Source organism: Paenibacillus cremeus, from assembly GCF_007786445.1.
GTDB classification, from domain to species: domain Bacteria; phylum Bacillota; class Bacilli; order Paenibacillales; family NBRC-103111; genus Paenibacillus_G; species Paenibacillus_G cremeus.
The window spans coordinates 1-23,555 of the sequence record NZ_VNJI01000008.1 but is presented as its reverse complement, the minus strand read 5'-3'; the positions used below and the strand labels follow the sequence as shown (position 1 = coordinate 23,555).

27 protein-coding genes, 2 pseudogenes and 1 riboswitch are annotated in these 23,555 nt (G+C 44.3%); of the genes and pseudogenes, 9 read left to right on the top strand and 20 right to left on the bottom strand.

The features are described from left to right. Positions 1-391 precede the first annotated feature (391 nt). Together FPZ49_RS08130 and FPZ49_RS08125 are read right to left on the bottom strand one after the other, a co-directional pair. Positions 392-967: a YdcF family protein gene (locus FPZ49_RS08130; RefSeq protein ID WP_261381316.1), complete on the bottom strand. Its 576-nt coding sequence runs from the start codon at positions 965-967 to the stop codon at positions 392-394. Between the two features lie 20 nt (positions 968-987). After that, positions 988-1,635, bottom strand: a complete 648-nt coding sequence (locus FPZ49_RS08125; RefSeq protein ID WP_186445686.1) for a GGDEF domain-containing protein — start codon at positions 1,633-1,635, stop codon at positions 988-990. 230 nt (positions 1,636-1,865) lie between these two features. Between FPZ49_RS08125 and FPZ49_RS35440 the strand changes: the two genes are divergently transcribed. After that, positions 1,866-2,024 (top strand): hypothetical protein, encoded by a 159-nt coding sequence (locus FPZ49_RS35440; RefSeq protein WP_186445685.1) that lies wholly within the window; start codon positions 1,866-1,868, stop codon positions 2,022-2,024. 211 nt (positions 2,025-2,235) lie between these two features. Next, positions 2,236-2,322: riboswitch (cyclic di-GMP riboswitch) on the bottom strand. A gap of 123 nt (positions 2,323-2,445) precedes the next feature. On the opposite strand, the gene FPZ49_RS35435 is transcribed toward FPZ49_RS35440, so the two are convergent. After that, positions 2,446-2,604, bottom strand: coding sequence for a hypothetical protein (locus FPZ49_RS35435; protein ID WP_186445684.1), 159 nt, complete (start codon positions 2,602-2,604; stop codon positions 2,446-2,448). A gap of 223 nt (positions 2,605-2,827) precedes the next feature. Between FPZ49_RS35435 and FPZ49_RS08120 the strand changes: the two genes are divergently transcribed. Further along, positions 2,828-3,298, top strand: a complete 471-nt coding sequence (locus FPZ49_RS08120; RefSeq protein ID WP_144845380.1) for an NUDIX domain-containing protein — start codon at positions 2,828-2,830, stop codon at positions 3,296-3,298. 29 nt (positions 3,299-3,327) lie between these two features. Here the strand turns inward: FPZ49_RS08120 and FPZ49_RS08115 are convergent, their stop codons facing one another. From FPZ49_RS08115 to FPZ49_RS08070, 10 genes are all read right to left on the bottom strand, one after another. Continuing rightward, positions 3,328-3,846: a VanZ family protein gene (locus FPZ49_RS08115; protein WP_261381315.1), complete on the bottom strand. Its 519-nt coding sequence runs from the start codon at positions 3,844-3,846 to the stop codon at positions 3,328-3,330. A 23-nt stretch (positions 3,847-3,869) separates the two neighbouring features. After that, a complete protein-coding gene (locus tag FPZ49_RS08110) occupies positions 3,870-4,598 on the bottom strand; it encodes a hypothetical protein (RefSeq protein WP_144845378.1) in 729 nt (242 codons plus the stop codon). Between the two features lie 22 nt (positions 4,599-4,620). Next, on the bottom strand, positions 4,621-5,847 hold the full coding sequence (locus tag FPZ49_RS08105; protein ID WP_144845376.1) for an ABC transporter permease: 1,227 nt from the start codon (positions 5,845-5,847) through the stop codon (positions 4,621-4,623). Next, a complete protein-coding gene (locus tag FPZ49_RS08100; protein WP_144845374.1) occupies positions 5,844-6,539 on the bottom strand; it encodes an ABC transporter ATP-binding protein in 696 nt (231 codons plus the stop codon). Before FPZ49_RS08100 ends, FPZ49_RS08105 begins: the two co-directional genes overlap by 4 nt. Before the next feature lie 275 nt (positions 6,540-6,814). Beyond that, a complete protein-coding gene (locus FPZ49_RS08095) occupies positions 6,815-7,276 on the bottom strand; it encodes a DUF2269 family protein (RefSeq protein ID WP_186445683.1) in 462 nt (153 codons plus the stop codon). 214 nt (positions 7,277-7,490) lie between these two features. Then, entirely contained in the window at positions 7,491-7,931 is a 441-nt protein-coding gene (gene queD, locus FPZ49_RS08090) for a 6-carboxytetrahydropterin synthase QueD (RefSeq protein WP_144845370.1), read from the bottom strand. Between the two features lie 249 nt (positions 7,932-8,180). Then, positions 8,181-9,131 carry a phosphotransferase gene (locus FPZ49_RS08085; protein ID WP_186445682.1) on the bottom strand — a complete coding sequence of 317 codons (951 nt, stop codon included), beginning with the start codon at positions 9,129-9,131 and terminating at the stop codon, positions 8,181-8,183. A 20-nt stretch (positions 9,132-9,151) separates the two neighbouring features. Continuing rightward, a complete protein-coding gene (locus tag FPZ49_RS08080) occupies positions 9,152-10,348 on the bottom strand; it encodes an alpha-D-ribose 1-methylphosphonate 5-triphosphate diphosphatase (protein WP_144845366.1) in 1,197 nt (398 codons plus the stop codon). 780 nt (positions 10,349-11,128) lie between these two features. Beyond that, positions 11,129-11,287 (bottom strand): DUF3231 family protein, encoded by a 159-nt coding sequence (locus FPZ49_RS08075; RefSeq protein WP_261381314.1) that lies wholly within the window; start codon positions 11,285-11,287, stop codon positions 11,129-11,131. 267 nt (positions 11,288-11,554) lie between these two features. Then, complete coding sequence (locus FPZ49_RS08070) at positions 11,555-12,100, bottom strand: sugar phosphate isomerase/epimerase family protein (protein ID WP_144845362.1); 546 nt, start codon at positions 12,098-12,100, stop codon at positions 11,555-11,557. 356 nt (positions 12,101-12,456) lie between these two features. Here FPZ49_RS08070 and FPZ49_RS08065 point away from each other — a divergent pair, with 356 nt between their 5' ends. Further along, the gene (locus tag FPZ49_RS08065) at positions 12,457-12,648 is read left to right on the top strand and encodes a hypothetical protein (RefSeq protein ID WP_144845360.1); all 192 of its coding nucleotides are present in this window, start codon (positions 12,457-12,459) and stop codon (positions 12,646-12,648) included. Between the two features lie 13 nt (positions 12,649-12,661). Here FPZ49_RS08065 and FPZ49_RS08060 read toward each other — a convergent pair whose 3' ends face one another. The 4 genes and pseudogenes from FPZ49_RS08060 to FPZ49_RS08045 all read right to left on the bottom strand — a co-directional run bounded on the left by FPZ49_RS08060 (position 12,662) and on the right by FPZ49_RS08045 (position 14,322). Then, positions 12,662-13,015, bottom strand: a complete 354-nt coding sequence (locus FPZ49_RS08060; protein WP_144845358.1) for a hypothetical protein — start codon at positions 13,013-13,015, stop codon at positions 12,662-12,664. A gap of 124 nt (positions 13,016-13,139) precedes the next feature. Continuing rightward, entirely contained in the window at positions 13,140-13,310 is a 171-nt protein-coding gene (locus FPZ49_RS37435) for a glycosyltransferase (RefSeq protein WP_186445679.1), read from the bottom strand. A gap of 86 nt (positions 13,311-13,396) precedes the next feature. Then, a pseudogene (locus tag FPZ49_RS08050) lies at positions 13,397-13,633 on the bottom strand (YolD-like family protein); the annotation flags it as partial. 401 nt (positions 13,634-14,034) lie between these two features. After that, a complete protein-coding gene (locus tag FPZ49_RS08045; protein WP_186445678.1) occupies positions 14,035-14,322 on the bottom strand; it encodes a hypothetical protein in 288 nt (95 codons plus the stop codon). Positions 14,323-15,156: 834 nt separating this feature from the next. Here FPZ49_RS08045 and FPZ49_RS08040 point away from each other — a divergent pair. Continuing rightward, positions 15,157-16,563 (top strand): transposase, encoded by a 1,407-nt coding sequence (locus FPZ49_RS08040; RefSeq protein ID WP_144845354.1) that lies wholly within the window; start codon positions 15,157-15,159, stop codon positions 16,561-16,563. Positions 16,564-16,669: 106 nt separating this feature from the next. Here FPZ49_RS08040 and FPZ49_RS37430 read toward each other — a convergent pair whose 3' ends face one another. Continuing rightward, positions 16,670-16,945 carry a DUF6382 domain-containing protein gene (locus FPZ49_RS37430; protein WP_222429886.1) on the bottom strand — a complete coding sequence of 92 codons (276 nt, stop codon included), beginning with the start codon at positions 16,943-16,945 and terminating at the stop codon, positions 16,670-16,672. A 247-nt stretch (positions 16,946-17,192) separates the two neighbouring features. Here FPZ49_RS37430 and FPZ49_RS08035 point away from each other — a divergent pair, with 247 nt between their 5' ends. The 3 genes from FPZ49_RS08035 to FPZ49_RS08025 all read left to right on the top strand — a co-directional run bounded on the left by FPZ49_RS08035 (position 17,193) and on the right by FPZ49_RS08025 (position 20,377). Then, positions 17,193-18,515: an ABC transporter substrate-binding protein gene (locus FPZ49_RS08035; protein WP_144845352.1), complete on the top strand. Its 1,323-nt coding sequence runs from the start codon at positions 17,193-17,195 to the stop codon at positions 18,513-18,515. Positions 18,516-18,614: 99 nt separating this feature from the next. Next, positions 18,615-19,535: a carbohydrate ABC transporter permease gene (locus FPZ49_RS08030; protein ID WP_391563810.1), complete on the top strand. Its 921-nt coding sequence runs from the start codon at positions 18,615-18,617 to the stop codon at positions 19,533-19,535. 2 nt (positions 19,536-19,537) lie between these two features. Then, positions 19,538-20,377: a carbohydrate ABC transporter permease gene (locus FPZ49_RS08025; RefSeq protein ID WP_144845350.1), complete on the top strand. Its 840-nt coding sequence runs from the start codon at positions 19,538-19,540 to the stop codon at positions 20,375-20,377. A gap of 174 nt (positions 20,378-20,551) precedes the next feature. Here FPZ49_RS08025 and FPZ49_RS08020 read toward each other — a convergent pair. After that, a pseudogene (locus tag FPZ49_RS08020) lies at positions 20,552-21,029 on the bottom strand (IS4 family transposase); the annotation flags it as partial. Positions 21,030-21,638: 609 nt separating this feature from the next. On the opposite strand from FPZ49_RS08020, the gene FPZ49_RS08015 reads away from it, so the two are divergent. Both FPZ49_RS08015 and FPZ49_RS08010 read left to right on the top strand, forming a co-directional pair. Then, positions 21,639-22,466 carry a hypothetical protein gene (locus FPZ49_RS08015; RefSeq protein ID WP_144845349.1) on the top strand — a complete coding sequence of 276 codons (828 nt, stop codon included), beginning with the start codon at positions 21,639-21,641 and terminating at the stop codon, positions 22,464-22,466. Continuing rightward, a complete protein-coding gene (locus FPZ49_RS08010) occupies positions 22,463-22,783 on the top strand; it encodes a DUF2653 family protein (protein ID WP_144845347.1) in 321 nt (106 codons plus the stop codon). The genes FPZ49_RS08015 and FPZ49_RS08010 overlap by 4 nt, the downstream gene beginning before the upstream one ends. A gap of 222 nt (positions 22,784-23,005) precedes the next feature. Here FPZ49_RS08010 and FPZ49_RS08005 read toward each other — a convergent pair whose 3' ends face one another. Then, positions 23,006-23,281 (bottom strand): His/Gly/Thr/Pro-type tRNA ligase C-terminal domain-containing protein, encoded by a 276-nt coding sequence (locus FPZ49_RS08005; RefSeq protein WP_144845345.1) that lies wholly within the window; start codon positions 23,279-23,281, stop codon positions 23,006-23,008. Positions 23,282-23,555: the final 274 nt, after the last annotated feature.

Below are 23,555 nucleotides of genomic sequence, written 5' to 3'. Positions count from 1 at the left end.
ATCATGCGGTATTTCTTAAGGGTAGCCACCATGGAGCAGCTTGAATTCCTTTCGAAGCTCCTCGATAGATGTATTAGAAAAAGAAAACTACAAGAAGCCGTTCAAAAAGACCACATCGCCTAGCCTAGTGTGGTCTTTTTCGTTTAAAGTTTATTTTAGAAACCAGCCAACAAATATCGACGAACTTCATCGCGCGAAATTGCTAAAATATAGCTAATAATGAAAATGGAGGTCAATTCATATATGCCATTGTATCATTTTAGAGAAATATGGACTCCTCTTAAACTCGTCGGTGTTAGGCTTTATCTGGATGACGAAGGCGCGAAATGGATTAAATATTGGAACTCCAAACGGCGGCGACTATAGGATCGTCGTTTTTTTCTTTCGACCATCAAGCATTTTTGCCAAACAAATAACCTGCGAATTTGATGTATTCGTTGATAGTGATCATAATGCTTTTATTGTTGGACCACCATTTGGAGGGGGCAAAATATTCATCTGTGGCTGCCACATACGTGAGAGTGATTCCTGAATTTTTAAATTCCCGTTCAAAAAGAAATTTCACACGCTTCATATGATAATTCGAAGAAACGACAATAGCCGATGTAAGTCCTTTCTTCTTCATGATATCCAAAGTAAAAGTGGCGTTCTCATACGTACTATCTGCTTTGTCTTCTAGTAAAATAGCGTCTTTAGGAATACCCAGACCCTCGGCGTGCTTCCCCATTAATTCAGCCATAGTAACGTGATTATATACGATTCCCCCAGAAAACAAGAGGTAGGGAGCAAAATGCTTTTGAAATAGCTCTACTCCCTTTACAGTCCTTTCTCCTTTATCGCCGGACAGCACGACAATCACATCCGATTGCCTAGGCGGCTCATCAACCACCAGAAATCTCCCGGCACCGGCAGCAATGATAATTACCACAATAAGTAGTACGGCTATACTAAGTACAGATTTCTTCAACTTCAATTCCCGCCTCACAGCTACTCCCCAAATTTGATCTGATACATTTTTTGATCCGCTTCATGAATCAGCGCTTCCAACGTATCGGCTTCATCCGGATAAATCGCGGACCCGATCGAGACGCTAAGCGTCCAATCGTTAGCCCGCCGAAGCGCTTCCAGCTTTTCCTTCATCCTGGTAATGACTTTGTCCGCGCCATCCACGCCGATGTCCGGTGACACGATGACGAATTCATCACCGCCCCACCGGGCTACAAAATCCGTATTCCTCACATTGGCCAGCAGCAGATTCGAAAGCTCCGTTAATACCTTGTCCCCTATAACATGTCCATACATGTCGTTGATTTTCTTAAACTGATCCACATCGACCACAAACAAGCCCAGTTTTTTTTGCCGGCGGTCCATGAGCGACTTCAGCTTCGGAAACACCCTGGCGATAAATCTGCGATTGTACAGCTTGGTTAGGGCATCTTTCTCGGAATAATATTTCACCTTATCGTATTGTTGGCCCAGAACCCACCCTAACACCATAAATAAACACGCCGCTATAACCACCCTCACACTCAAATATCCCAGAACGAGTACGATCCATACGACCGATTGGACCAGACCAAACGCGGTGCCGACGAGTCTTCCTCTATAACGTTGTGCAATAGACCAGTTGTTCAACAGGATCATCCTATTCTTGAAGTCATAATGGAAGTGGTGTTGCGACTGCGTCGCAAGACCTAGTTTATTACATCATACAACATCATCACGTATGAATGCTGTCAGATTCCCAAAAAAAGCCTAAATAATTCTTAATATAGCAAGAACGACCTTTCGACAGCACTTTCAACCAATTTCATTATAATAAGTTCTACTAACATTATTACCCGGATAGATAGGAGTATTTCGTCATGAATCTATCTTCGAATGCACTTTCTAACCCCAAGCCTTTAGATATTCTAACCATCGGACGGGAGCTCGGGATCCACCCCAACCGGCTGCTTGAGGTTGTATTTGCGACAACGGAATCCCTACGCCCAGATCCGCCGCGGGACTGCAAGCTAGGCTAGATGACAAAAGCACCCTTCATAGGGTGCTTTGTAAGTTTAAGCTATTCAGTTTCATATGATGATACTTAATCTTATTCGTAATCTTCTCTCGTTCGCTCTTGCAGATGCAATCCGCCAAGATCAATTCGTTAAATCTCATCCAAAATCCGTGCCACAACTTTTCCATTAACTCTCCTCCTAATTGCACATAAATCTACGGGAGGTACGATGCTTCGGTAGCTGGCTGGCATATCGGTCACCCGATGAAGCCCCTTAAGCTTTGCGTCACCGCTTTTCAGCGATTTTGCCTTTGTCGTATGATTTATGTGAGGTTTTATATACATTAAAATTTTACCATCCTATATCAAGAAATTCAACACAACTTAAGTCGTACAAGCCCAATAAACCCTAGGTCTAAATAACTATTTTTACCATACTGGAGCTACGCCGCGTCGATATATCGAATGCTGTCCTCATGGTACTCCACCTTTTTCAGCAGCTGCTGCCTCATTTGGCGGTCCAAGCAGCTGTCGTAAAGGAGACGATGATAGCAGGACCAAAATGCATGCCAGAGAACCTTTAGCTTTCTCACCATAACCATGCGCATTCCCTCCATTTCATCCTCAACCGAGATTAGGCTGGTACCTATACCATTCGCAGGACTGACTTGCATTCGTTCCGTGGCTCACCCTACATTATTATGTAAGCGTTTTGAAAAATAGGCTATGTTAAAATGGACTATGTTAAAAAAAGGAAAATGGGTGGGCTCAGTCGAAATTATTCTCAAGATGAATAACGTTTATTCCATTTAGGAGGGTGAGCTTTTGGAAGCTAAGTTTTATTATAAAAATGCTAAAGCGCCGGTACCGAATAAGCCGACTAGTATTGGAGTAGTGGCATTAATTCGAAGTGGAGACTCCGTATTATTAGAAAAACGAATGGACAGCGATCGATGGGCTATTATTGGCGGTGCCATTCATCTGGACGAAAGCTTGGTAGAGGGGCTTATACGTGAAGTGAAAGAGGAAACCGGCTTGAAGGTTCAAAGCGTAAACCTTTTTGGAACCTTTTCTGATCCCTCAAGAATCATCGCATTTCCAGATGGCAATGTGAAGAGGATTATTACCATCGCGTATGAGGTTGAAGTCGAAGCCTATACCGAATTAGTTTGTAGTGAAGAATCCAGAGAGCTTCGATTTATTCCAAGGGAACAGCTGGATAAAATTAATATTGCAGAGACACATATCCCCATCATACAAGCTTATTTAGAGAACATGTCTATTACATTAGAATGAGACAGCAGAGCAAAAAAGGACGAAATCACTCATAGAGAATGACTCCGCCTTTTCATGAACCAATAGTATGCCATCAACAGTAGGATCCCGAAAGCTGCCCCACTCGAATCCAGTAGAACATCCGTCGCCATCGGCGTTCGGTTCGGGGTAAAGATTTGATGCACCTCATCCGACGTCGAATAGATCGCGCAAAAAAGGAGGCTGCAGAGCAAAGTCAGGCCGATACGCCCTCTCAGCAGTCTCCACAGGAGCCGAGCCGAGAGCAGCCCCAGCAACGCATATTCGAATACGTGCGCCCCTTTGCGAATGAAAAATTCAACGAAGCCGGGAACGCCTTTCTTCCGGATGCTTACTTCACTGCCATGATAATTGACTTTTACCGAGGAAAAATGCTCCTTGATAACCTGCTCCGGCACCCGATCCTTAAGCCATGGCCGCAGGTCCTGCTGATCATACGATTGAGAGGAAAAAGAGAAGATCACAAGCATCCAAACTAGCAGCGGAAGCACATGGGTTAGCCCCAGCCTCCAGTATTTCGTTAGTCTCACCTGCAGCACGTCCTTCAGAAGGGTTACAGCTTGAAATCGATTTTGGCTTTATCCATGAAGCTGGCTTTCGCTTTATCCAGCTCCGCATAGTAGGAGGTGCGCAGCTCGTCGACACTGTCCAAAGGCAGGTTATGGCTCGTCAGCTCTTCTTTCATCTTGAAGAGCGCCTCGTTCACCTTCGCCTGCGAATCCTCCTCCAAAGCCACCACCTTTTGCGAAAAGGCCGTGAGAATGTCGCGGTTCGACTGCCCGCTCTTCTGTGCTGCGACAGCCTGCCCGTAGAGGTCCTGCAGCTGACCCGAGTAGTAGGCCTTGAGCTGCGTCAGCTCGGCTCTATACTTCGCCGTCACTTGTTCGACCGTGACCTCTGGAGCAGGCTCAGGCTTTTGCTGAGGCGCTTGCGGTGCAGGGCTTTCCGCCGCAGCTGGAGTCGGAGTCGGCTTAGGCGCCGGCGCTGCTTCCTCTTTTACAGGAGGTGCAGAAGATGCGGCAGGAGCTGTCTGCGCCAGCTCTTCGGGAATGGGCTTGGCAGGAGCATCCTCCTTGGACGGAGTCGTGCTGGCCGACACTGCTGCTTCAGACTTGGGAGGCTCTGTGGCCTTCGGAGCTGGTGTGGCTGCCGTCACCGCTGGCGTGGACACCGGCGCTTCCGCCTGCGACTTCACCCAGGGCGAGGGGGCCGAGAAGCACCCGGTCAGCAGCACTACCCCCCCCATTGTAACCATCGCTGCGCCACAGCTGCTTTTTCTCATGCTGATCCCTCCATGTTTCTTCTTACTCATAGCGCAGCGCATCGATTGGCTTCACCCGCAAGGCCTTCAGCGCCGGCGTAATTCCGAACACCAAACCCAGGCAGATAGAGAACAGCAAGCATCCGCCCACCAGCGCCATCGGGAACTCCGTCGACAGCACCGGGAAAAACCGATGCAGCAGCTGAAGCGATCCGTACGCTCCCACTAACCCCAGCACACATCCGATCGCGCTGATATAGGCCGCTTCCAGCAGAAACTGCAGCAAAATGTCCCACCACTGCGCTCCAACCGCTTTTCGAACTCCGATCTCCCGGGTCCGTTCCTTCACCGTAAGGAGCATCACATTCATGATCCCAAGCCCGCCGACCAAGAACGATACACCCGTAATCCCTGCAGCAATCGCCGTGACCAGATCGGCAATCGTATCAATGACATGCAGCGCCCCCTCAGGTGCCACCAAGCCAAAGTCCTGAACGCCATGGTTGGTAGCGATGACCTTGGCAATCTTTTGCCGCACAGCCTCCAGCCCTTCCGGGGACTGCGCTTTGAAAAAGAGCATCGACGCATTCTGCAAATTCGTCGTATGAGATACCAACGGATACCCGCTATAAGCCCGCTCATTGAAGTTGAAGCCGATCAGCTGCTTGTCCTGCAGAACGCCAACGACGGTAAAATCAATCCCCTTCACCTTCACCTTGCTGCCGACCGCAGGCTCATCACCGAACAGCAGCTGCTTCACCGTCTGCCCCAGCACGATAACCGGCGTCTCCTTCACCGCTTCCTCCTCCGTGAAAAAACGCCCCTCCGCCAGCTCCAGCGTGTACATATCGGCATAATCCGGCAGCGTTCCGGTGTACATGATCTCGGCGCTTTTGCCGTTGCCCTGCATCGCTGTGATCGTCTCCAGCTGTGGAGCCGCTTTAACGACGTCCGGCACCTGGGCCTTCACGTCCATCGCATCTTTATACGTCAGTGTACTTGTGACGGATGTATAGGACATCAAGCTGGATAAGCTGGTTTGGCTTATATTTTTCCCGCTGTTAAGCAGCTTGCCGGGCACGACCACAATCTGCTGAACTCCCACGCTCTGTACCTGGCCGACCAGACTGTTCTTGAAGTTATAGAGCACTGACAGTAAAAAGACCACCAGCAGCGTACTGATCGTAATCCCTAGCACCGCAAGCCAAGTACGGGTCGGGTAGCTCCATAATCCGCGGAAGGCGACGAGAAACGTACGCAGCAGCCTCATAGCGCCACCCCCATAGGAGCAGGATCAGAGGTTTCAGTCCACTCGCCATTTCGCAAAGTCAGAATCCGCTTCCCGATCTCCGCCACTTCCCGGTCATGCGAGACCAGTACGATCGTTTTGCCCATCCGGTTCAAAGAAGTAAAGATGCGCAAAATGTCCTCCTTGGACTCCGCATCCAAATTCCCGCTCGGCTCGTCCGCCAGCAGCAAATCCGGATCATTGATGATCGAACGGGCGATGGCTACCTTCTGCTTCTGCCCACCAGAGAGATGAACCACCGGTTCGTTCAGCTTATGCAGCAGCCCCACTTGCTCCAGCGCCGTCTCGATGCGCCTTTTGCGCTCCTTGCGAGGGCAATACGTATATAGGAGGGGCACCTCCACATTGTCCTTTACCGATAACCGGGGGATGAGCATGAACGCTTGAAACACGAAGCCGATGCGCTCATTACGAAATGCCGCCTGCTTACTCCCGCTCAGCTTACGGACGTTCGTTCCCTCGAACCAATACTCGCCGGAGGTCGGTTCATCCAGGAGTCCCAAAATGTTCATTAAAGTCGACTTGCCCGACCCCGACGGGCCCATAATGGAGACAAAATCCCCCGCCTGAATCGATAAATCGACACTGCGCAGCACTGGGAGCTCCCGGCCGGCCTCTTGCACTACTTTCGATAGATTCCGCAATTCGATCACTAGACTCAACCTTCCGTCTGTCTCATGTGTTAAATGTATACTTGATTATATCGCCAATCTTGGAAAATACCAACGTCTGTGCCCTACTAGAGTTCTAGCAAAAAAATCCCGGCCGCCGACATACGGCACACCGGAATTGAACGAGGATAGCTTTATTGTACGAATTGCACTGACCCAAAACCAAACTGGACATCACCGGAAATATTATTAATGGAAACGTTATGATTTCATTGCGTACAAGTGCTGAAAACTGGACTAATACTTTCTATTCAATGTCAAAATGGTTTTAAATGCATTAAAATTAGAACACTGAACGTAAGTATCGGTACCGTCACATCTAATAATAGCGTCTTACGTTTTGTTGTTTCAAATATTGTCACCAGTTCATCATCATTTACAGTGGCATCGGTAGCATATCGGTTGACCTTACTACTTTTGGCAACACATATATTAGATAATGTTTTCATCAGAATGAAAAGAATAATGGCAATATTAATCCAATTTAGATGCCACGATGCCCATCCACCAGCTATATATAAAAACATGCCGCTGAAAAACATTAAAATATCTGCCCATTTGAACATCCAACAAATATTTCTGAGGATTCGGATATTATGCCGGATATCATCTACACCTTTTGCCCGATAAAAAATAAATGGATATGTAAAGGTCGGACCCATGAGTACAACGGCTATTAAACTGTGAAATAGTAATACTACCGCGTACAGACCACTCACTCCTTCACGGGTGAATCTTATGAAATTTTACAAATTCTTCATTCCCTCTGAAGGAAGGTTCAATTATGCCCAGCGGACCTACTTTGATCTGACTCTTCAGAATAAGCATTTAATTGCTTGTTTTTGAATCAATTTTATATCATATCGAAAATGCGATAATAGTTAAATCCAGTGAGAAAGTCTGCGTTTGACTTCAGTTCTAAATTAATAAAAGTTATCGATTTGTATCTGGTCGGTAAACCACATAACTTGTTGGTGTTTCCCGAACAATGACTTGTAAACAAGTTGGATTATTTGCTAGAGATTGTAAATATGCTTGAAGTTTTTCGTAAATTGTTTTTGCAACAATTTCGGTCGTAGGAAATAAATCTGGATCTCCATCAAATTCTCCATTAAATTCGTTTTGATCATTTAGCAATGTATGGTCATATGTACCATGGACAAGTTCTTTTATTGTTTTAAAGTCAACCAAGAATCCAGATCTATCTAATTCATTTCCCGCAATAGTGATATTCACAATGTAAGTATGACCATGTGTATTTACACATTTTCCCGCTAAGGAAGAAGGTATAAAGTGAGCTGCCGAAAAATTGAGGTCCTTGTTTAGTTCGTAACAATAATTATGAAAACACTGCGGATAATACTGAAATAGCATGTGTACATCCAGCCCCTTCTACTATATTGTAATATAGGTTATTTAGCCCAACTTCTGTCTACGTTGTGTATTATTCAATAGGTAAATGGTAACAATTTTTACCATTTTATTCAAATAAAGTTTTGTTTATTTTGGCTCTGTTATCGTTTGTTTTGGATGGCCTGTACGCACCAAACAGCCCCGACCTGACGATGGAGGCTGTTTGTGCTTATGATTTACCCATCATTGGGACGCAAACCATGCTGACATCTAAATGTGGAGCATGCACTCGACCATTGAGTTCAACGTTTCCTTTTCCGCCTCTTTCAAATCATTGACCTGGAATACACCTTTACGCAAATCCGCCTCAATTAAGAGCAGCATCCAAGCCGAATAAATCGATGAATATAAGTGATATTGTGCTATAAATTCAGCTTTCGAGCTTTTCCACCCGAACTCTGCTCTTTTTGAAAAGTAAGCTTGCAGCGCCGCGGCTCTGCTCATCTGCGTTGTATTCCTTCGAATCACCGGATGAGTAATATCAATCAAGTTATAAAGGTCCCAGTAAGGCGAATTTTGGTGTACATGCTCCCAGTCCAGAACAATTAGACTACCATCTTTAATGGCGATGTTCCCTCTATGGAAATCTCCATGAGACACGACCATCTCCTGAAAAAAGCTTGACGGTACATGATTCAAAGCCAAGTGAAATTTGGCAATCACAGCTTCATTAATCCCGTAAGTCTGCAAGATACTTTCCACATTATTCCACTTATATCGTACCGTTTGTAAAGCAATCTCAACTTTGGGCTTGTTGCCAGTAAAGCTCTCAGAAACGAGATGCAATGAAAGCTCATGCCAGTAGGGAACAACGCCAGCAGCACGCACCAGGTCCGCTTCGCTTAAATCATGTGATAGTGTACCAAAATCCTCCAGAATCGCCCAATATCGATCCGGATTGCAATGATCCGCCCGAGCGAGGATTTGGGGTGACCGGATTTGTGGTACTAAGGGTAGTATCTCCGTATGTGCCCACGGTTCTCTCCCCATCGTTTCCACATTGGTAAGCGGCTTAAAGATATAACTTTGTGGTCCATGATCAGTCTGAATAACAAATCGTTCGATAAACTTCCCATTTGTGCCTTTGTAAATAACTTCTTTTTGTAAGATGAAGCTGTCGTCAAGAATGCCATCGGGTAACACATAACGAAATAACTCCATATGCCGCCCCATTCATTTGATTAGATTTCTTCGGCAATCCCATGAAAAAAATCGGAGGAATATACTGTAGTACCGTCTACAATCGTTCGCTTTATCCATGGGTATCCATTGATGGATTTGACAAGCAAGAGATCGGCTGCTTTTCCCTGTTCAATCGATCCGAATCGTTTGTCAATCCCCATCACCTGAGCAGGATGCAGGCTCGCCATGTTTACTGCCTCAGAGAGAGTGATGTTCTCATTTGGAATCACAAATACGGCTGCAAGCAAGGACGAGGGCAAATAATCGGAGCATAAAATATGAGCTGTCCCCGCGTGAATTGCGTCGATCGCACGCATATTTTTATCATGCGACCCACCTCTAACTACATTAGGGGCTCCGACACACACAAACAATTGCTTCTCTTTAGCGTAAGCTGCCGTCTCCAAATTCAAAGGAAATTCGCTAACGGTTACACCAAACTCTAGCGCCTTCGAGATGGCTTCCTTTGAGTCATCATCATGTGACGCAATGGGAATTTGGTGCTTATGGGCCAACTGACTTAACGCCAGGATATCATCCCAGTTAATAGCCTCTTGCTTTTTTATCGCATTGTCAGCAATTTTCTTTACTTCTTCCTTATCCACGCCTTGATTTTTCATCACATAAGCTTCAAAAGAGCCTGGTCGTTTGTATTGTCCTTGACCGGGCCCATGATTCATAAATGACAGGTAATCCACTGCGCCGGTTTGAATAAGCTCTTCAGCCAACTGCAATCCCGCCAAATGAATTAACTCATAACGAAGGTGTACACGATGCCGGATCATCGAGCGCTCGTCGCGGTATTTAATAATTTGATTAATCAGTTGAACTAAGAGATCGTCACCGCGAAGGCTTAATCCTACACCAAGGGAGACGGACTGATACATTGTGGTTATTCCGTTGCTGGCCAACTTTTTTTCCAATTCGTACAAAGCCAAATCCATGGGAAACAGCGTATTCGGCCGAGGTTGAACCTCTTTTTCGATTGCGTCACAATGAATATCGATTAACCCAGGTAGAACGTATGCGCCTTGTGCATCGATTACTTCATGTTTGTCAGAGTCTATGAATGAATGAGGGGCTTCGCCCTCAACGATGTTTGTAATGGTGCCCCCTGTTATGAATAAGTTTCCCATAGAAACCTTATTGGGCAGTACGAGGTAGGCATTGATTATCCAAGTCCCCAGTGCAGCCATCTGATCCCTCCTTCATGTTGTATGAATTACCGTCGGTCCAATCCAATTTAAGATTCTATTGAATGTAAGCGTCAAATAGCCCCCATCTAACGATGTGAGCAATCTTACCAATCTCATTCTACTGCGTGTCACCCATAAACTCTCCTTACCGGTATAATGCACTATCTAACTGCAATATTTTTTTCCTTATAAAATCAAAACCTCAGAGATTGCTCGAATTCTTTAAAGTGGTTATAAAAGTCAATAGGCTTCTAGTACTTTTTTTATATCATATATTGCTAATGCTAGCACGCTTTCCAAAGGAAAATTTATAGTGTGTACGAATTAGGTTGCCATATAACGGCACGGTCACGTCACTTGCAGTTTAATTGACTATAAATGCTCTGGGATAAAGAAAAGTATGGAAGGGTAAATGTATATGACTGGGCATCATCAAAATGGTTCTGGGAAGTTCCCCTCAAAACGTACTACGATAAAAAATCCCGATATCCTGCAGAAGATAGAATGGATAAACTAAACGAAGATTAATACGGATACTGATTTACTCTCCGTCTCTCTATCGCTAATTCATATGTGCATTGAGCTGCAGGAATAAGGATATGAAATCGGTGTATTTAAAGAAAAGGGGATTTTTGGGAGAGCCGGAGTATTGAATGATCTCCCTGAATCTAATTTATGTGACACGCTCAGGTGCAGTAGGAGCTACTAATTATCCATGAAAATAGCCACTTTCAGTAAGTGGCTATCAGTGAACGTTTTCGTTTTTGAATGTTTTATCATTTAAACTCTTGTCAATTGTTTACGTTCAACTGCTGCTTGCGGTGGCTGTTCCAACCAACCATTTTCAATCAATATATTTGCCCTATCTTCTGCTAAGGAAATACTCTTGGCAATCACGCCTGTATATCGCGCCAGATCACTTCTCATAGAAGCAACCAAGGCTACGCCATATTAATAAGCTATTGATTATTAAGTAACTGAACAGCATTCAGTTTTTCAGGTCGCTGATACTATTCTTGAAATTATCCACATTTTGGGTAACATTGATACAGAACTCTACAAAATCCAATTTTTTGTCGGCTGCCGTTTTGAAAGTTTCATCCATCGAAACCTCCGATGATGCCCAGAAAAGCACCTCTCTTGTTCTTTATAGCATTATAATGCAATGGCAGATTCAGATGATGATTTAAAGCTCCCACCGCGCGTTTATCGCCACTCCACACCTGCTTCTGCGAGCAGTTGTTTCAACGATTGAGATGCAACCTTAAACAGCTCCGGCCCACTGAATCCTTGGTACTTGCCGTCGGTACGAAGATGGGGCTCCAGAGAAAGGAAACCGGAATAATTCTTGTCCTTCAGCACGCCGATGAGTTCCTCTAGCTGTCCGTCACCTTCTCCGATGGGAACGACTTTACCAGTTTCCATGAGTGCATCATTTACATTAGTATAGGCGATATACGGTTCCACTAGCGGATAAGCGTCCGACATCAGCTTCACCTTGCATTGCACGAAATTGGCCGGATCAAATGCACTTCGAAGATGTGCGGAAGACAATGCGATAAGCAGCTTTTGGTAGCGAACCCCTGTATCTCCGTAGATCTCCTTCTCATTCTCATGAATGAGAGTTACATTTGCTTCCTCTGCCAGACGGACGAGCTCCCGCATGCGCCGAAGCACTTCCTCTTCGTACCGTTCCGGCTCATCCCCTTCCGGTATGAAGAAAAAAAAGATACGCCACCTTTGTTTTCTCAATCTACTGCATCCTTAACACTATCAAACTCTCGTACCTCTACCTACGCGAGTTAAGAACATCTACCAGAATAACAGCGTCCAACCAGAGACAACCGTTACTGCCGTTACCACGAAAACAAAGCTTCAACGTACGCAAAAAGACTCCGCGACAGATTGAGTTGACTCATGAAATCGAGGGTCGTAATCGAAATGGCAAGTGTGGGGGGATAAGAAGAATTCACCTCAAATGGTGAAGTCCAAAGTGGGAGGCTTTCACATTGAATATTCCTACTGCTCTAGGTCACGGATGGGTATGTAGGAATCCTACCATTAAAAATTTATATACATGAAAATTATTTAATTTTAGGGTGCAAAGTATGATGAAAAGCAGGGTTGAAGACTATCGTGTAGATATTCAAAGTGCTGTACACGAACGAGTCAGAAATGCGCTAATTAATCCCAATGTTTCAGTTGAACAGAAAAAAGATATGCTCAAGGCTATACGTCCTGATCAATTACCTTTCTTTATGAAAACATTAACGAAAGAAATTCTGAAAGTATTAAAATAAAATGGGGAGCGTCTTATTCGTCGCTTTCCGCTTTTATTTTAACATCTATGACATCTAGCCAGCCGTCCGTACTAATGGCGAAAACAGGTTCATAACCGTCGCCCCATTCCTGCAATACCTTGTAATAGATAATTCTCTTGATTTCATTAAAATGCTCACGAGTAGACGGATCTGTCATATTACTGCCGTGAACCAAAACATTATATAAAGGTCGGTCGATGGACACGAAATTACTGATTGCGATTAGCCTCAAAAGCAAATAGCGATCTTCAGCATTACGGCCACCTGACGGATCATCATTCAAAAAGCCGCGCAATTCGTTTGACGGTAGCTGTTCGGTAAAACCTCGGAGTTGGTGTGGGGCCATAAAACAAGAAATCGAGTTTATTGAAAAAAGACGGATTCTTCTCGTCTCTAAGGAAAATAAGTTCTCCGTTGCTTTCTTCCTTCCAATAACGGGCATTCCCGCAAATAAGCGAAGTAGTTACTGGCTAGTATTCCATCTCGTCTAATAATAGCTCGAGTGTTTCAGGTTCCACCCAGTCATCGGAATCGAGAGTCATAAAATACGGTGTATCCAAGAGAATAAGATCCTTCTGTATGGTCTTACCCAAGCCTTCGTTTTGTTTGGAGACATAGAAGGAGATTCGCTCATCTTTCAAAAAAGGCTCGATGGTATCCGGCTGGCCGGCGAGAAGATCACCTGCCCGAGATGTAAAGGAAAAGTGAAAGAAACTGGTTGATAAAGCTAATACTCCACCGAGCTCAACTCCACCGCAAGTACGTTCTCAAACTCGATTAATTCCCAGTCGCCCGAGGTCTCCACTTTGACCAGGCGGTGCTTCGGGTCTAAGCCTGCGACGCCCCCGGTTACCTGCCGGTTGCCTAATTCACCGAAAACGGTGATCGTCACCTCGACCGAGTTCCTCAAGGATGCCTTTAGCCTACCGAATAGCTCCTGCTGCTCTTCCTCTGTCAGCTCCGGTCGCGGTTTCTTACCAACCCGTTACGCTACTCAATTGCCCTTTCGTGATGATCCGGTAGCATAAAGCGGGACGACTCAAACATGACGTTCGCTCAGAGGCTAATTTGTTTGGCTTCATGGTGTGATTGTTCCCCTCTTCCTAAATATTCCTTTAATAAATACAAACCCACATTAGAATTTGCGATAATACAACTTGGAATATACTCGAAAGGACGAATGGAAATTGGTGGACGATGTATTCACTCTAAAGAAAAAGATAGACCAGTTAGTAAAGCAAATAGTCTTACTCTCTGCAGAATATGATATGGATTTTCAACACCCATATTTACAGTCTCTAAGTGAAAAACTGGATTCGTTAATTATTGATTATTTACTGAAGTCAGTCAGACAGGACTTACTCCCTAAATAAGCCAATTCATAAACGGCGACGTGTTCGTTTTAAATGGCGGAGACAATTTCGCATCGTACAGAGGCTTCCGCTCCCATACCTCCAGCAACTGGATGTAATCTGGATCCTTCTCGGACCATTCGATATACTGCTCCCGGGCCAACACGGCCAACACCTTCATAACGACCTGACGATCCCGGCCAGTCTTGAACTCCAGTGCTTCGATGTTAGGCGTATACTTGCGCAGCGCGGACAAATTGGCGATTATGCGGAGTATTTTGTGTCCGATATCTGACAGCACGGAGCTTCACCTGAACGATTTTTTCTATTTTCATGGGATACACCCTTTATTATGCGAACTAGCGTTCTTATAATATACATAATAAAGTATCGTGTGCAAGAGGCTACACATTCCGGCAGTTCGGATTGAACATCTACGTGAATGCTGGGCTTTTTTCGTCGCCAAAGTTGGCGAATCTGAGTCATCCTCTTCGAATTCATCTGTACCAATTATTTGTATATCGTATGTATCTTCTGAGCCTTCATATAAGTTAAAATTAAATGCTTCTATTCCTTTGGGGATGTCTCGCTCTGAAATTAGATTAGCCAATTTGAAAACAACTTATAGATCTCCATAATACATTCCCCACTTTTAATAAGATAGCGTTATGGGGTCAAAAGATGACACATCAATTGCGGGCCAATTTCATTTGTGATTATGTGTTTATGTTTGTTTCGTGGCTTCGCGACACAAACATAGGTGCTTTTAAATAAAGGACTGTATTTGATACTCCACCTACTATATATTGTATTGAATCATCAGCCTTTTACTTAGACGTAGACTTTATCAACAGTCCAATTTACGGAACATTTACTCCCATTGCCTTTCACCGAAAGTTGAACCTCACGCTTGACCATAATTCAAAACAATTGACCACAATTTTACAGTTTCGACCATAATTTAACACTATTACATGAGTTATGCAGTTGAAGTTAGATTTTGGTAAAAGGTTAAAATGGTTATGAAAAAAAAGCACATAGAGTCTAAGAATTACTTGACATTTAGAAAACGACACAATAATTGCGAAGGATACCTTTTTACAGGTGTTACTTCAATATAACAGGTGATTTTCCAATGAATGCGCTACAAAAACCAAGGTTTCGCAAGCTATCTCTGAGTGAATGTGCGGGTGCTCCGATTTTGCGTAACCTGTGGGATCGGTTTGACTTCTCCCTGCTCTTAACCCAGTCTGGCATGATGAAACGTAGCGGCACACCGTTCTGGTTGATTTGCTTTCTCTATGTCGTCGGTTTGATTTCCAATTGCTCATCCGTCGTCCAAATGGCCGACTTGGCTGAGAAGGATGCCATGCTAAGAGTGATATTCCATCCTTGGAAACTCGCTCAGTACACCAAGAGCCGCTTTTTTACGACTTCGTTTGCCTGGAAAACCTTCGGGAAAAAGCGCGTAGAACGTTTGCAGCAAGATGAGCAGACTCGCCTTCAAGAAGGGGATGTGGTCAATCTCGATGATACCCATTGTACGCATCCCCATGCTAAACAACTCCCTTTCCTTGGCTGGCTTATCGATCATTCTACAAAAACGTATGCGTGGGCCATGAATCTGGTGGTGCTTCAAGCTGTTTTGAACAACGGGCTGGAGTATCCTTTGTTTTACTCGGTGTGGCATAAACCTGAAACCAAAGGTGAAGGGCTTACGAAGCTGGAACTCGCCATGCAAATGCTCTTAATGCTGCGTGAATCCGTGACTTGCCGCCTATGGGTGGCGATGGATCGTTGGTATTTGTGTAAGGATTTTTTTACATTCTTGGAGTCTCAACAATTGGATTGGGTTACGAAGGCCAAGCGTAATACGGCTTTATTTCGTAAAGTGATTGAACCTTGTACAGGGAGAGAACGTTACGTGCCACTTACTCCTGTCATGCTGATCCGTGAAGTGTTTAAAACCTTAACACGTCAAGGGGCATCAGGCCTGGTGTCCATTTCGATTCCAAATATCTACATGAAACAGCCGTTTACAGTAACAAATCGTAAAGGAAAGCAAGTCACCAAACAGCGATTTGTCCAGATTGCCGCTGTCGTCGCCATGCGTTTAAAAGAAGATGAGCAACTGGTAGATTCCGATACTGCCGAGACGGAAAAAGACGAGTCCCCAGCGACTTACAGAGGGGCTTATCTTCTCATTAGTAACCGCTACGATGCTCCCAAGGAAGCGCTGCAGACTTATGTGAAAAGATGGAGGATTGAGGTGTTTTTTCGTACAGCCAAACAGGAACTGGCTTTTGAAAAATGCCACTCCGACTCGGAAGCGCATCACCATGCTCACTTCGAGTTATTGTTTGCAGCCGAGACGTTGTTAGCTGTTGCTCTCTATGAATTGAACAAAGAAAAAACGAGTGATGATGAAGGCTACACCCACGGCAAAATGGTTCGCGGCCTCTTCCACACTCGTTGCCAGCTCCGCAAGAGAAACCACCAAGGCTCTCAGCGAATCTACGTTGATTTTGACACAGATGTGTAGCAATTTGCAAGGCTTATTCAATTATTTTGGCCAGAGCATTATTTAATGCTTCTTTGGGTTACGCCTAAACCAGAGATTTACCAAGTGTTACCACGAAGTGCATAGGTCATGTAATAAACTCTTTAAGTTTGGTTATCCCCTCGTCATGGGCATATATAGGCAAATAAATAAAGGAAGGTTCGAACGAGCCTGGCTTTACAAAAATGAGATCGATATCCAACAGAACTCCCTTATTGACTAACTGATATTCGTCTACTTCTTTAAAAGCATGAACACAACCCAGAATCAGATTAATAAACTGATCCTTGGACATTTTTTGCCGATTTACGGCTTGAGAAAGTGAAATTTTGGATTTCACATTGTAATAAATTTGAATATCCATATTTCATTGATGCTGATTGGCCGGTAAAAGATTACCGATTTCATTTGCGCTAAGCATCTTCATCTAATAATCAATGGGTAAAAAGCCTGCTTTGAATGTGGCTACTAAATAACTGGAATTCCCTAAAGCCTCGCAGGAAAATATAGACTAGTGAGTTAACATTTGGTAGTATTAATTATCGTAAGCGCTAACATTTCGTGTCTAATAAGGTTGATGGTTTCTACCAACTTACAGGAGGTCTTCAATCATGGGAAGGCGTTTAAATTTTTTTGTTCCTATTTTGGCATCGACTGCTTTGTTTGCTGGGCTGGCTGGGTGCGGAGCGCCTGCAAATGTCTCGACAAAAGAAGATCCGAATGCAAAAATCACCTTGAAAGTGGCTTGGTGGGGGTCGCAGGACCGGAATGACCGTACTCAAAAGGTCATCCAAATGTTCGAAACGAAATACCCGAATATCCATATTGAAACGGAATACGCCGGCTTCAAAGACTATTGGACTAAAATGGCAACGGAGGCGGCCGGACAAAGTCTCCCGGATGTCATGCAAATGGACTATGCCTATCTTGGGGAATACACATCCCGGAAATTAGTATCTCCTCTCGATTCTTACGTTCAATCCGGTGCGTTGAATTTAAAGGATGCCGACGATCCTTATATCGTTGGCGGTAAAGTCAACAATCAGTTATTTGCGGTAAACCTGGGAGCCAACGCTCCTGCCGTAGCGATTGATCCGGGAGCATTCGAGAAAGCGGGTATCGCGATTCCGAAGGAAGGCTACACCTATGACGATATGATGAACCTGACCCGTCAGCTGAAATCGAAGTCCGGAAATAGCAATTTTTTCCCAATCGACTGCAACGCAACCTCGGATTCGGGACTGGACTTCGGTTATTATTTAAGACAAAGAGGGACGAGCTTATACAATAAAGATGGAAACGGATTGGGCTACACCGATGATAAGCTACTGGTTGATTTCTTTACTCTTGATCAAGCCCTTGTTAAAGAAGGTCTGATGGCTCCTCCACAGGTTTTAAAAGGAATTTCAAGTGAACCGGATACGCTCCTGGTCAAAGGAAACGCAGCCTTTCATCCTTTCACCAGCAATTTGATTACCGCATATTCGACCTATGCTAAGCGGCCTTTGCAGTTAATTCCGTTCCCCGGCTATTCTGGAGGACAAGAGGGGAATTACTTAAAACCATCCCAATTCTTCTCGGTAGCCTCGAGCTCGAAGTATAAGGATGCGGCAGTGAAATTCATCGATTTCTTTACGAATGATCTAAATGCAAATGATATTCTGCTGGCGGAACGGGGAGTACCTATTTCATCCAAAGTACGTGAACATATCATGCCGAAACTGGATCAAGCTACTCAACAGCAATTTACGTATATTGAGTATGTACAAAAGCATTCTCGCCCGATTGATCCTCCATCTCCTAAAGGGGCAAGCAACGTATCAGACTTATTTACCAGAGTCCAAGACTCGGTACTATACGGTCAGGTCTCTCCCGCTGATGCGGCTAAGCAGTTCCGAACGGAAGCAACCTCAATCTTAAGCAGCAATAAGTAAATTCATCAGTTAAACTATCAGAGCCATCTAAATATTTTTAGATGGCTTCTTTTCTAAGGAGGAGTCTTTGTGAGCAATCGTGTTATTTCGAGACCTTCGTTGTTAGGTGCGTTTCACAAGTCATCCGTTTTAAAGAAGTTGATAGTTCGGGAGCTGGTGGGCTTATCATTTATTTCTCCCTGGCTGCTGGGTTTTCTCGTTTTTATTATTGGCCCGATGATTGCCTCGCTGTACCTTTCCTTCACTAACTATGACATGCTCTCGAGTCCCGAGTGGGTCGGAACTAAAAACTATATTCATATGTTTACCCAAGATCCGAGATACTGGACGTCTTTGAAGATCACATTTCTGTTCGTCTTGATCGCGGTTCCGTTAAAGCTGGCTTTTGCCCTGTTTATTGCCATGCTGTTTAATGCAAATCGACGCGGGGTCGGCATCTACCGTACGGTCTATTACATTCCTTCCATTATTGGAGGCAGTGTAGCCGTGTCCGTGATGTGGAAGCAGTTGTTCGGGCTCCACGGAGCATTGAATAGCGGCCTGGCCCTTCTTGGAATTGCGGGACAAGATTGGGTTACAAACCCCAATACGGCTTTGTGGACGCTGATAACAATGGTTGTTTGGCAATTTGGCTCCCCTATGCTTATTTTTATGGCCGGACTGAAGCAAATCCCGCTGGAACTGTACGAAGCGGCCGCCGTAGACGGCGCCAGACCACTGTCCAATTTTTTCAGGATCACCCTTCCCATGCTCACGCCGGTTATTTTCTTCAACCTGGTCATGCAGATGATCGGCGGTTTCATGAGTTTTACTCAAAGCTTCCTCGTAACGGGCGGAGGTCCTCTCGACCGCACATTGTTTTATGCGGTTTATTTGTATCAGAAAGCATTTACGAATTTTCAAATGGGTTATGCATCTGCCATGGCATGGATTTTGCTTCTGATTATCGCTTTCTTGACGGCTTTAGTATTTAAATCCTCTTCGTTATGGGTCTACTATGAATCGGAGGGAGGGAAGTAATCATGATCTTAGCGGGCCGCCGGTTCATCTATCATGCTTTCGTTATTGCTTTTGGTCTTGTGATGATTTATCCAATCCTATGGACTTTAGCGAGCTCCTTCAAACCGGAGTCAGAAATTTTTGCCCATTCGGGATCATTAATTCCATCGAGCCTGGAATGGAAAAACTATGTAAACGGTTGGGCCGGCTTCGGCGGTACGACCTTCGGAACCTTCTTCAGTAATTCCTTGATCATCACGGTTGTAGTACTTCTAGGCACTATAGTATCCTCAAGTGTCGTAGCATACGGATTTGCCCGATTGCGATTTTGGCTGAGGTCCTTCTTGTTCGCTTGCTTGATGATTACATTAATGCTTCCTAGCCAGGTGACCATGATCCCCCAATATATTCTTTTTCATGACCTTGGATGGGTCAATACGTTCTTGCCGCTGACCATACCGCATTTTATCGGGGGCAGTCCCTTCTTTATTTTTTTGCTGGTCCAATTTTTCCGAGGAATTCCGCGTGAATTGGATGAAGCAGCAGTAATTGACGGCTGTAACTCCTACAGTATATTTTATCGCGTGGTTCTTCCGCTGACCAAGCCTGCTTTGGTTACGGTGGCCATCTTTTCCTTCATGTGGACCTGGGATGACTTCTTGGGGCCGTTAATTTATTTGAACAATCCTAAGCTATATACCGTTTCTCTTGGTCTTCGTATGTTCTCCGACCCTTCATCGCTCTCCCACTGGGGTTATATGTTTGCGATGTCCGTCTTGTCGCTCCTTCCACAATTCATTGTTTTCCTATTTTTTCAAAAAAATATTGTGGAAGGGATTGCTACAACCGGATTGAAGGGGTAATAACAGAAAACCCGCCAACAACGCGCAGCACGCGTTGGTCAAGACCCCAAAAAGCGGACATTGAAAAAAGCCCTAGGCTGCAAGCGAGGCCACTGAAAAAGTCCTTCTTCTTAGAAAAGGTACAGTTCTTCAAGAAAATTGAAGAGGCTGTACCTTTTTTGCTGTATTATTAACTCAACTTTCGCAGCTTGAAATTGGCAGATAAGCCTTGATGTAGTTGGGCAAAGCAGCAATCCATTGCTGGAGTTGACGCTGAATTAAAGTGGTGATCTTCTTTCCGGCTTTTGTGGCGATTTCGTTGATCAAATCGAACAGTTGTTGCAAGGCAACAACCCAGTCAAGCGTACCGACTTCATCGCAAAGCAAATAAAACAGTCCTCCAAAAGACCGCTGGTCCGTACTCTGCCGATGCTGCCAAGCGAGCAGAATGTAGGGGGAGAAGACAATCGTCGTGTGACTGACAAGCAGGTCGTAGGATCGCCCCTGAAACTCTTTTTGCAAACGTAGGAGTGACTTTGGCACACTTGAAAAATACTTCAATCTCCCAGCACATCCCGTAAATCCGGATGATCTCCTGGGCGGTCAAGGTTAGATCGGTCGAAAGGATCGCGAGCCACTCGTTTTTCTTGGAACGATGACGGACAAACACAACCGTCAGTTAGGCATATGTGCACCACACTGTCCCAAGACTCTTAAACTTGATAGTAATTTCTTCTCACGAATTGTTGATAATAAAGGTGTGGTGCGGGGATATGAATAAATTCCGATCGCACCATGACGCAACATTTTAATAAAATGGCGACCTCACCAAGTATGAAAAAATAAGCCTGATGCACTCTAGGGTGAATAAGACTTAACATTTGGCGAGAGCACTTCGATAGGTTGTTCTCACTGATTACTCAACACAAGCTGAGTGCATTAAAGAGGAACTGCTACTAATCCCCTTAAACAACAATAAAAGTCACGAGAGCGACCTCCGATTCTTCATTAAGCACACTGAACCAAGGTTCAGTAGCAATGGACCTCTAGGGTCTTAGAATGCGGAATTTGTCTCGTAACTTTCCGTTGTTAATTAATAAAATAAATAAGGAATGTCTAAATTATAATCTGCTTAGTGAGGGTGTACAATGAAAAACAAGACCACGCCATTTCAAAAAATACCATCTCTACTTTATGAGCAAACCATAAAAAGTGGCAGTAAAGAAGAGTTTTGTCGTATTATTAAATATGTTAAGTATTCTGAGAATAGAGAGTGATTATTATGAAAAAGAAAGTATTAATAGCTATGATTGCCTTAGTGCTTTCAATGAGTCAGATTACTGTTTTCGCAGCAACAACATCAGGCAGAAGTAGTTCAAGTACACAGTCTTCTCCATCATCAAAGTCTTCTACAAGTGCACCTTCTACTTCAGCAAGATCAGGTTCATTTTCAACTAGCCCATCAAATAGTCAAAGTCCAAAACCGTCAAACTCAAATCAACCTTCGTCACAATCTTCTAGTGGATTCAGTGGCGGTGCGAGCAGCAATTCGACACCTAATGGTACTACGACTCAGACAAATCCGAGTACAAGCACAAGTCAAAGTACAAGTCCTGGAATCACCCCATCACAGAGTAGTTCATCTAACTCTGGATTCAGTGGTGGAGCATCAAATAAAACAGATGTACCAAGTTTACCGAGTTCAAATAGCAGCACCATTACGAAAGATGGCACTACTTATAGTACGGGCAATCAAAGAGCATCATCTAGTGTCTCTGGGAATACCAACGATAAGACAACGATAAATAGTAGCTCCAACATCAACCCAAACACTGGCAGACAGTACTATGGTGGAGGATCATATTCCGATACACTACCTGCAGGCCAGAAACCACGTAGCACCATTTGGCCTATGGTTGGAGCATTTGCGGCAGGAACATTTTTGGGATCAATGCTGCATCCTTCAGGAGGTTATTACCCTGCTTCACATGGAGGTTATGTTCATCAACCGTTCTCATTTATGGCATTAATCTTAGATTTAGCAATTGCAGCTTTGGTTATATGGCTTATAGTGGTTATTTTTAGATCCCTGAGAGGACGAAGAATATGAAAATTCAATTTGACGAGCAAGACATCATTGATTCTGTTTGCGTAGCGATTGCAGCAAAAGTAAACAGCGGTAGAGTTGAAGGCAGTGATCCGCAACATGTCAATGAAATCAAACTATTTTTCGATGAGCACAAAGGATTCTCTGCTCGTGGTAGACTCCATTATCAAGAATATTTCCTGAATCAGCAGGAGCTAATTGATGCCGTAGCTCTCTACCTGTCGGCCTATTATTCATTTAACGCAGCAAGACTGCTTATTAATTTGTCATGGAATGAAATTACGAGGAATTTTAGTGGAGAAATTACAGTTGAAAGGTAATGTAAGGGGTGTCCATTAAGAGATGAAAAGCAACCTATTCAAAAATGTCAAGACTCATTTTAGTGGACACTGTAATAAAGCCCTAAGCAGCGAACATAAATGTCTCCCCAACCTCGAAACGAGCCTTAAAATCGATTCTAGAGGCTCGTTTTCTTTGGGTCATGAAGTTGGTTTTTCAAAGTAGCACTTTTGCAGCAGTCTCATTATTGGCCGGCATTTTGTTCAGATATTCAATAAGAGTTTTTTTGCTTCTTTAACACTTACAACTGTTTCAGTCATTTCATTCATATCTTTTAATCGTAGGGTACCATCTGCAGCTTCATTTTCACCAATGAATATCACATATGGAACTCCTTTGGACGAGGCGCTTGCAAGTGATTTTTTCAGTTTCCGCTTACTTGTATCAATTCGTTTCCGTATGCCGTTATTTCTTAGTTCGGCCGATACCTGTAGAGCTTCACCGATTGTGTCCCCAATCTCGACAACAACAACTTCCATCTGAGCTAACAAATTCCTTTTTATTTTCTTTAAAATCCCCGAATTTTTCAGGGGGAACTAACTAGTTGCTCCTGAAAAAGTCGAATTTGACAAAGTCACTTTTTTGACTACGACTTTTTATATCGAGAAATTACCATGTAATCCCAGTTAATTGCTCTATTTGATCATTTGAGCCGCTCTTTTGAGGTTGTGAACCCAGATTCCTAAACCGACCCAGGTTTTTGAGCCAGCAAAGCCCCGATACCGGCTGCGATTCAAGCCGTACTTTCGTTTC

What these genes read in the sequence shown, in the direction of transcription:
- FPZ49_RS35440 (WP_186445685.1), top strand. Translation starts at nt 1,866, where the DNA reads ATGAATCTATCTTCGAATGCACTTTCTAACCCCAAGCCTTTAGATATT.
- FPZ49_RS35435 (WP_186445684.1), bottom strand. Translation starts at nt 2,604, where the DNA reads ATGGTTATGGTGAGAAAGCTAAAGGTTCTCTGGCATGCATTTTGGTCC.
- queD (WP_144845370.1), bottom strand. Translation starts at nt 7,931, where the DNA reads ATGCTATTTCAGTATTATCCGCAGTGTTTTCATAATTATTGTTACGAA.
- FPZ49_RS08060 (WP_144845358.1), bottom strand. Translation starts at nt 13,015, where the DNA reads ATGGCCCCACACCAACTCCGAGGTTTTACCGAACAGCTACCGTCAAAC.
- FPZ49_RS08010 (WP_144845347.1), top strand. Translation starts at nt 22,463, where the DNA reads ATGAAAATTCAATTTGACGAGCAAGACATCATTGATTCTGTTTGCGTA.
- FPZ49_RS08015 (WP_144845349.1), top strand. Translation starts at nt 21,639, where the DNA reads ATGAAAAAGAAAGTATTAATAGCTATGATTGCCTTAGTGCTTTCAATG.
- FPZ49_RS08035 (WP_144845352.1), top strand. Translation starts at nt 17,193, where the DNA reads ATGGGAAGGCGTTTAAATTTTTTTGTTCCTATTTTGGCATCGACTGCT.
- FPZ49_RS08025 (WP_144845350.1), top strand. Translation starts at nt 19,538, where the DNA reads ATGATCTTAGCGGGCCGCCGGTTCATCTATCATGCTTTCGTTATTGCT.
- FPZ49_RS08005 (WP_144845345.1), bottom strand. Translation starts at nt 23,281, where the DNA reads ATGGAAGTTGTTGTTGTCGAGATTGGGGACACAATCGGTGAAGCTCTA.
- FPZ49_RS08085 (WP_186445682.1), bottom strand. Translation starts at nt 9,131, where the DNA reads ATGGAGTTATTTCGTTATGTGTTACCCGATGGCATTCTTGACGACAGC.
- FPZ49_RS37430 (WP_222429886.1), bottom strand. Translation starts at nt 16,945, where the DNA reads ATGGATATTCAAATTTATTACAATGTGAAATCCAAAATTTCACTTTCT.
- FPZ49_RS08065 (WP_144845360.1), top strand. Translation starts at nt 12,457, where the DNA reads ATGATGAAAAGCAGGGTTGAAGACTATCGTGTAGATATTCAAAGTGCT.
- FPZ49_RS08105 (WP_144845376.1), bottom strand. Translation starts at nt 5,847, where the DNA reads ATGAGGCTGCTGCGTACGTTTCTCGTCGCCTTCCGCGGATTATGGAGC.
- FPZ49_RS08080 (WP_144845366.1), bottom strand. Translation starts at nt 10,348, where the DNA reads ATGGCTGCACTGGGGACTTGGATAATCAATGCCTACCTCGTACTGCCC.
- FPZ49_RS08040 (WP_144845354.1), top strand. Translation starts at nt 15,157, where the DNA reads ATGAATGCGCTACAAAAACCAAGGTTTCGCAAGCTATCTCTGAGTGAA.
- FPZ49_RS08110 (WP_144845378.1), bottom strand. Translation starts at nt 4,598, where the DNA reads ATGAGAAAAAGCAGCTGTGGCGCAGCGATGGTTACAATGGGGGGGGTA.